We start from the raw sequence: 7,451 nt of genomic DNA on the forward strand, positions 1-7,451 counted from the left end.
CCGGGCCGGTGCCCGATGGCTTGCTGCGAGCGGCCGTGCTGGAGCATTGCCTGCAGACGCCGGCACCGCAGCCGCTGGAGCGGGCCGGCTTCGACGAGGCGGCCCGCGCCGACATCGCGGCCCGCCTGGCGGTCCGGGTGTCGAGCAATGCCGGACCTGGTTTGGCGGAGCAACTGGCCCAATCGAAGCAGCTGCAGGCCCTGGCGGACCTGCGCCTGGATTCGCAGGCGATGAGTGCGTGGTTTGCCGAGGTCCGCCCAGCGAGCGGCAGCGACGGGGCGCAGGCGGCGCAACCCACGGAGGAAGGAGCGCCAGCCCAGGAGGCGCCCTGGGTGCAGGCCGTCTCCACGGCGCTTGTGCGCGCCGAGGAAGAGGCCGAGGGACGGGACACCCGGGTGCCGGTGATCACGCGCGAGACCGTGCGTTCGGCCCTGAAGGACATCATCGCCAACATCGAGGGCTCTTCCCGGCTGCGGCTGAGCAGCGGCGGGCTGGTCGGGGTGGGGCTGCGGCAGATCACGTCGTCGATCAGCGCGGTGGCGAGCGCCTTCTTCCTGCGCGGGCGGGTCGATGGCCGGGCGCAGCGCGGCCGCCAGGCGGTCTTCGAGATCGCCATGCCCCCCTACGACATGGAGCTGGTGCTGGGATCGCAGCGCCAGGCCTCCAAGCAGATCGGGGTCGGCGCCTTCGTCGGGCCGGACATCGGTGTGGCCAAGGCGGGGGTCAACCTCGATACCGTGTTCTACGGCAAGGAAGAGGCCGAAATCCAGGGCATCTCCCTGCGCCTGCCGCGGGTCGGCCGGCCGGTGCCGGAGCTGCGGGCGGAGTTCTCGGCGCTGGTGGACGCGTTGCTCGACGGCAGCGAGGGCGGGGCGCAGGCGGACGACGCCACCCCGCTGCTGCAGCGCCTGCTGCAGGAATTTCCCGAGCTGACGGTCAACCGCATCGGCCTGGCCGGCGATGGCCGCCGCCGGCATGGGCTGGGTGCCGACCTGATGGGTTCGATCGGCAAATGGGGCGCCAAGGTGAGCGCCGGCGTGGGCGGCTTCGTGGAGGCCCAGCGCAACGTCACCAAGCACTATGCCGACGCCACCGGGCGCATGCGCGTGGAGCGGTCGATCGCGGGGCATGCCACGCGGGTCGGGGCCGGGGCCAAGGCGTCGGCCGGCCCGTCCACCAGCGTGGCTTCGAGCACCTCGTTTTCCGGCGGGGTGGACCTGGCGCTCGCGGCGGTGCAAGCCGGCGTGAGCGCGGAGCACATCCTCGCGGGCCAGTTCCAGCGGCGGGAGGCGGTGTACGAGGACGGCCGCCTGCACCCGATGTCGTTCGTTGAGACGGAGTACCAGAAGGTCGACGCCTTCATGAACGCAGTGACGCCGGAGCTCGGAGAATGGGTGGAGGCCGGCGCCGACCCTGAACGCCTGGATGGCCTGCTGGCCGACATCCGCGACCACGCGGCGCCCACCCACAGCTTCGCCGCGCGCTACATCGTGACGCCCGAGGCCCGCGCGCGCGACGATGCCTACCGCTCGTCGATGCAGCTGTGCGCGCAGCACCCGAGCGGCCTGCCGCAGGCGGTCTCCGCGCTGGCCGAAACGATCGAGGCGCAGTGGAAGGACCCGGCGGCCAAGCAGCCCTATTCGCTGCGCTCGTACGAGCGCAACACGGTGCAGAAGACGCAGGGCGTGGATCTGGTGGTGCAGATGGCGAGCGTGCAGGCGGCCGAGGCCTCGCACATCGACAACCGCCTGGATGTTCCGGCACAAAGGCCCCGCCGCGCGTGAGGCGCGGGGGATCGATCTTCCATCCCGGGGATGTCAGCCGGTCATGGGGCGCCGTGCCTTGCGCAGGCGCCTGCCGCCCGCACCATCCCCCGGGCGGGGATGGTGCGGGCGGCGCCCTTGCGTTCAGCGGGCCTTGGCCGCTGCCGCGTTCGCCGCGGCCAGCGCGGTCATGTTGACCACGCGGCGCACGGTGGAGGAGGGCGTCAGCACATGGGCCGATGCCGCGGCGCCCAGCAGGATCGGGCCGATGGTGGTGCCGTGGCTGCCGGTGGTCTTGAGCACGTTGAACAGAATGTTCGCCGCGTCCAGGTTGGGGCAGATCAGCACGTTGGCCGAGCCCGACAGCGTGCCCTCCAGCAGCGCGGTGTGGCGGATCTTCTCCGACAGGGCCGAGTCACCGTGCAGCTCGCCGTCGCACTCGATGTGGGGCGCCGCCTTCACGAACAGGTCGCGTGCCGCGCGCATCTTGCGGGCCGAGGGGCGCGTGGACGAGCCGTAGTTGGAGTGCGACAGGAACGCCACCTTCGGCGGCAGGCCGAAGCGCTGCACTTCCTCGGCCGCCATCAGCGCGATCGCGGCCAGTTGCTCGGCATCGGGCGCCTCGTTGATGTACGTGTCGGCGATGAACAGCGTGTGCTGGTCCAGCGTGAGCGCGTTCACCGTGGCGAAGTCCGGCGTGCCTTCCTTCAGACCGATCACCTGGCGCACATGCTCCAGGTGGTGGTCGAAGCGGCCCACCAGCCCGCACAGCAGCGCGTCGGCGTCGCCCAGGCGCACCATGAGCGCGCCGATCAGCGTGTTGGAGCGGCGCACCGCGGCCTTGGCGGCCTCGGGCGTGATGCCGTCGCGGCCCATGAGCTGGTGGTAGGCCTCCCAGTACTGGCGAAAGCGCGGATCGTCCTCGGGGTTGCAGATCTCCACGTCCTTGCCCGGCTGCAGCCGCAGGCCGGCCTTCGCGATGCGCGTGGCGATGACGGCGGGGCGGCCGATCAGGATCGGGCGCGCCAGGCCTTCGTCGACGGCCACCTGCGCCGCGCGCAGCACGCGGTCGTCCTCGCCCTCGGCATAGGCCACGCGCTGTGGCGCGGCCTTGGCGGCGGTGAAGACCGGGCGCATGAACATGCTGGTCTGGTAGACGAAGCGGGTGAGGCTTTCGCGGTAGGCCGCGTAGTCCTGGATGGGCCGCGTGGCCACGCCCGAGGCCTCGGCCGCCTTGGCCACGGCGGGGGCGATGCGCAGGATCAGGCGCACGTCGAAGGGCGTGGGGATGAGGTAGTCGGGGCCGAAGGACAGCTCCTGGCCCGCATAGGCCGCGGCCACCTCGTCGCTCATCTCGGCCTTGGCGAGGTCGGCGATCTCGCGCACGCAGGCCAGCTTCATCTCCTGCGTGATCTTGGTCGCGCCGCAGTCGAGCGCGCCGCGGAAGATGTACGGAAAGCACAGCACGTTGTTGACCTGGTTCGGATAGTCCGAACGGCCCGTGGCGATGATGCAGTCGGGGCGCACGGCCTTTGCCAGCTCGGGGCGGATCTCGGGCTCGGGGTTGGCCAGGGCCAGGATGATCGGCTTGTCGGCCATGGTCTTGACCATCTCGGCCGTCAGCACGCCGGGGGCCGAGCAGCCCAGGAACACGTCGGCGCCGTTGACCACGTCGGCCAGCGTGCGGGCCTCGGTCTTTTGAGCGTAGCGGGCCTTGGATTCGTCGAGGTTCGCGCGGCCGTCGTGGATCACGCCCTTGGAGTCCACCACGAAGATGTGCTCGCGCTTCACGCCCAGGCCCACCATCACGTCCAGGCAGGCGATGGCGGCGGCGCCCGCGCCCGACACGGCCACCTTCACCGCGCCGATCTCTTTGCCCACCAGTTCCAGGCCGTTCAGCAGCGCGGCGCTGGAGATGATGGCCGTGCCGTGCTGGTCATCGTGGAACACCGGGATGTTCAGGCGCTTGGAGAGTTCGCGCTCGATGTAGAAGCACTCGGGCGCCTTGATGTCTTCCAGGTTGATGCCGCCGAGCGTGGGCTCCAGCGACGCGATGATCTCCACCAGCTTGTCGGGATCGCGCTCGGCCAGCTCGATGTCGAACACGTCCACGCCCGCGAACTTCTTGAACAGGCAGCCCTTGCCCTCCATCACCGGCTTGCCAGCCAGCGGACCGATGTCGCCCAGGCCCAGCACGGCCGTGCCGTTGGTGATCACACCCACCAGGTTGCCGCGCGCCGTGTAGTCGAACGCCAGCGACGGGTCGGCCTGGATGTCCAGGCAGGGGTAGGCCACGCCCGGCGAATAGGCCAGCGACAGGTCACGCTGGTTGGACAGCGGCTTGGTCGGCGTGACCGAAATCTTGCCGCGGCTGGGGTTGCGGTGGTATTCGAGCGCGGCTTCGCGCAGGGCCTGCTCGGCTGCGGACAGTGTGTGTTGTGTCATGGATGGAGATCCTAGGGAGAAATGCGCAGGGAGCTTACTCCAAGCGGGGCGCGGAAATCCTCCCTGCCAATGCGGATTGCGCATGGCGTGCAACGCGTTCGCAAGGGCCCGCGCGATGGCGCCGCCATGGTGCGGGCATCCCGTCGCCATGGTGTCGCCATCGCGCCGCCATCGCACGGCTTCAGAAGCTTTCCCACGCTTCCTGGCTGTCCTTCGGAGGCAGTGCGCGCGGCGCGGGCCGTGCCGCCGCCCTGGCGGGGGGGGAGTGTGCGGGCCGGCTGGCTGCGATGCACAGGCGCCTCGCGCGGGCGCAGGAGCGGGGCATGCGCCCTGGCCGCAGCCGGCGGTGCCGAAGGCAGGGGCGCGGCTTCGTCGAGCTTGAAGACGCCCACGGCGGCCACCAGCTGCTTGACCTGCTGGTCGAGGCTGTCGGCCGCCGCCGCGGATTCCTCCACCAGGGCCGCGTTCTGCTGCGTCACCTGGTCGAGCTGCATCACGGCTTCGTTGATCTGGCTGATGCCCGAGGTCTGCTCCTGGGTCGCCGACGTGATTTCCTGGATCAGGTGGCTGACGCGCTGGACCTGCCCGACGATGTCCTCCATGGAGGTGCCCGCCGCATTGACGAGCTGGCTTCCGTTGGCCACCTTGTCCACGCTGTCGTGGATGAGCGTCTTGATCTCCTTGGCGGCTTCGGCGCTCTTTTGGGCGAGGCTGCGGACCTCGCTGGCCACCACCGCGAAACCGCGGCCCTGCTCGCCGGCCCGGGCCGCCTCGACGGCGGCATTGAGGGCCAGGATGTTGGTCTGGAACGCGATGCCGTCGATGACGCCGATGATGTCGGCAATCCGCTGGGACGAGTGGTTGATCTCCCCCATCATCGACACGACCTGCCCGACCACCTCGCCGCCCTTTTGCGCGGCCTGGCTGGCGGACTGGGCCAGTTGGGCGGCCTGCTTGGCGGTGTCCGCGCTGCTCATCACCGTGCTGGTCAGCTCCTCCATGGAGGCAGCGGTTTCCTCCAGGTTGCTCGCCTGCTCTTCGGTGCGTTGCGACAGGTCGGCGTTGCCGGTGGCGATCTGGGTCGCGCCCACGGCGATGTTGCCGCTGCTCGCGCGCACCGTGCCGACCACCTCGCGCAGCGAGGTCTGCATGGTCTGCATGGCCGCCACCACGCTGCCCGGAGCAGCGCGGGAGGTGTCGATGGGGACGGTCAGATCTCCCTGCGCGATGGCACCGGCCACCCGGGCCACATCGCCTGGCTCGCCGCCCAACTGGCGCGTGAGCCCCCGCGTGAGCAGGACGCCGACCAGGATGCCCAGGACCACGCCGCCGATCGTGAGGCTGATGAGGATGAGGCGCACCTGGAGGTAGATCTCGGTGGTCTTGTCGTTCAACTCCTTGGCATTGCCTCGCTTGCGATCGACGAGCTGCCCCAGCAGGTCGTCGGCCTTGTCCGCGATCGACCGGACCTCGTTGATCTTCATCACGGAGGCCCGCGTGTTTGACAACTCCTCGGTCTGAAGGAGCGCCAGCACCGCTTGAAGGCCGGCATCGTAGGCTTGCAGCGCCTGCTGGGTCTCGCGGACCCGGGCCTTGCCCTCGTCGGTCACGAAAAAGTTGCTGGCCTTGGCCAGCTCTTCGTGCGTGGTCTTCAGGCGTGCCTGCACGGAAGCCGTGTGCATGCGCCGCTCGTCTTCCGTCGTCGCCAGCACCGCACTGCGGATCGCCCGGCTCGCGCCGATCAACTGGATGTTCGCCTCCGTGGCGTGGGACAGGCCGGTGATCTCGCGCTCGTACATCAGGTCGGCCAGGTCATTGATCTCACTGGATCGCAGGATGCCGGCCGTACCGATCAACGCGCCGATCGCCGCGACTGCCAGAAAGCCGGCGATCAGCTTGGTGCCGACCTTCATTCGTTTAAACCATTCCATTTTCGAAGCCCGTTTGGATTGTCAAAAACCAGCGGTGGCGCTGGCGACGCATTGGATTGCCGCAGGAATGGCCCGTGCCTCGTGAGCACTGGGTGGAGGGGCGTTGATTCAAGAGGCGCCGTGACGCACCTCTTGCCAGCAAGGTCGAGAGCCGCTGTTGTCTTTTGTCGTTGTGGGAGCGGATGGCGAAGCCTTGCAGAAACCCGTCGCGGGACCGTGCCACTGTCTGTGTAACCAATGGTTTCAAATCCTATCAGAAATGAAACTGATGGGTTTCATTAATGGCCAGGCCTGTCAGCAAGCAACAACAAGAGGAGATGTTGAAACCCTGCTGGCGCTCAGGTGGCGCGGCAGCCGGCCAGGAACACCGCCACGGACCGGTGCATGAGCTGCGCCTGCTCCTCGGGCGATCCGGGATGCATCGCGAAGGCCGCCAGGTTCTGCGCCGGCGACGAGATCAGGCTGGCGAACACCTTCGCCAGGGTGGGCAGGTCTTCCACCACCATGGCTTCGCTGGCGAACAAGTCCGCCAGATGATGCGCCAGCAGCGCCAGGTATTGCTCGATCAATCCATGGACCAGTGGGGCCAGCTCCGGGTGGAGCGAGATGCCATGGATGGCGAATCGAAGCCAGTTCTGCATGCCGGGGTGCAGCAGCGTGGCATTCATTTCCATGCCGATCCGCACCAGCTTGTCCTGCAGGGGCAGGCCGGGCGCGAACTGGAAATCGAGCTGCAATGCCGGCAGCGCGGCGGCCGCCAGCACCTCGCGCAGCAGGTTTTCCTTGGACTCGAACCGGGTGTAGATGGTGCGCTTCGTCACGCCCGCCGCAGTGGCGATGGCTTCCATGCTGGTGCCCGCGTAGCCGTGCTCCAGCATGAGGGCGGCCGCCACATCGACAATGATCTGGCGCAGCTCCTGCGCGCGCTGGGCGCTGGGGCGCCCGAGGGGGGAGCGGCCGACGGACGGGGCACGACCTTCGGTTGGGGGCATGGTGGCGGGTCGTGTCTGTCGCTGTGGGGCACGAATGCTACGCCCGCGCCGCCCATGCCGCCTGGGGAACTGCCTCTAAACGGAGATGGGATGGCGAACCGGTGGCGCGCCCGATGGGCTGGCGCGTGCGAATCAGCCCCGCGTGCCGTCCCGCGCCGGCAGCGGCGCCAGCGAGTCGCGCAGGCGGTCGTGCGTGCGGGGCGCCTGCGAATCGAGCGCCTGCTCCACATGCCCGATGTGCGCCCAGCATGCGCTCGCGCGCCAGGGCCGTATCGCCGCGCTCGAGGGCCTCGACGATGGCGGCGTGCTCGGCGCACGAC

At 69.2% G+C, this 7,451-nt stretch carries 3 protein-coding genes and 2 pseudogenes; 1 reads left to right on the forward strand and 4 read right to left on the reverse strand.

What is annotated here, in order from left to right:
• Positions 1 to 1,784 (forward strand): annotated as a pseudogene (locus AC27KI_RS15840) (hypothetical protein); the annotation flags it as partial.
• Positions 1,785 to 1,907: 123 nt separating this feature from the next.
• Here the strand turns inward: AC27KI_RS15840 and AC27KI_RS15845 are convergent.
• The 4 genes and pseudogenes from AC27KI_RS15845 to AC27KI_RS15860 all read right to left on the reverse strand — a co-directional run.
• Entirely contained in the window at positions 1,908 to 4,208 is a 2,301-nt protein-coding gene (locus tag AC27KI_RS15845) for an NADP-dependent malic enzyme (protein WP_284411130.1), read from the reverse strand.
• A gap of 11 nt (positions 4,209 to 4,219) precedes the next feature.
• Positions 4,220 to 6,121: a methyl-accepting chemotaxis protein gene (locus tag AC27KI_RS15850; protein WP_487114683.1), complete on the reverse strand. Its 1,902-nt coding sequence runs from the start codon at positions 6,119 to 6,121 to the stop codon at positions 4,220 to 4,222.
• 356 nt (positions 6,122 to 6,477) lie between these two features.
• Positions 6,478 to 7,131, reverse strand: a complete 654-nt coding sequence (locus tag AC27KI_RS15855) for a TetR/AcrR family transcriptional regulator (RefSeq protein WP_487090013.1) — start codon at positions 7,129 to 7,131, stop codon at positions 6,478 to 6,480.
• 132 nt (positions 7,132 to 7,263) lie between these two features.
• Positions 7,264 to 7,451, reverse strand: a pseudogene (locus AC27KI_RS15860) (hypothetical protein); the annotation flags it as partial.

The organism is Acidovorax sp. KPB24-03, from assembly GCF_057546605.1.

What these genes read in the sequence shown, in the direction of transcription:
- AC27KI_RS15850 (WP_487114683.1), bottom strand. Translation starts at nt 6,121, where the DNA reads ATGAAGGTCGGCACCAAGCTGATCGCCGGCTTTCTGGCAGTCGCGGCG.
- AC27KI_RS15855 (WP_487090013.1), bottom strand. Translation starts at nt 7,131, where the DNA reads ATGCCCCCAACCGAAGGTCGTGCCCCGTCCGTCGGCCGCTCCCCCCTC.
- AC27KI_RS15845 (WP_284411130.1), bottom strand. Translation starts at nt 4,208, where the DNA reads ATGACACAACACACACTGTCCGCAGCCGAGCAGGCCCTGCGCGAAGCC.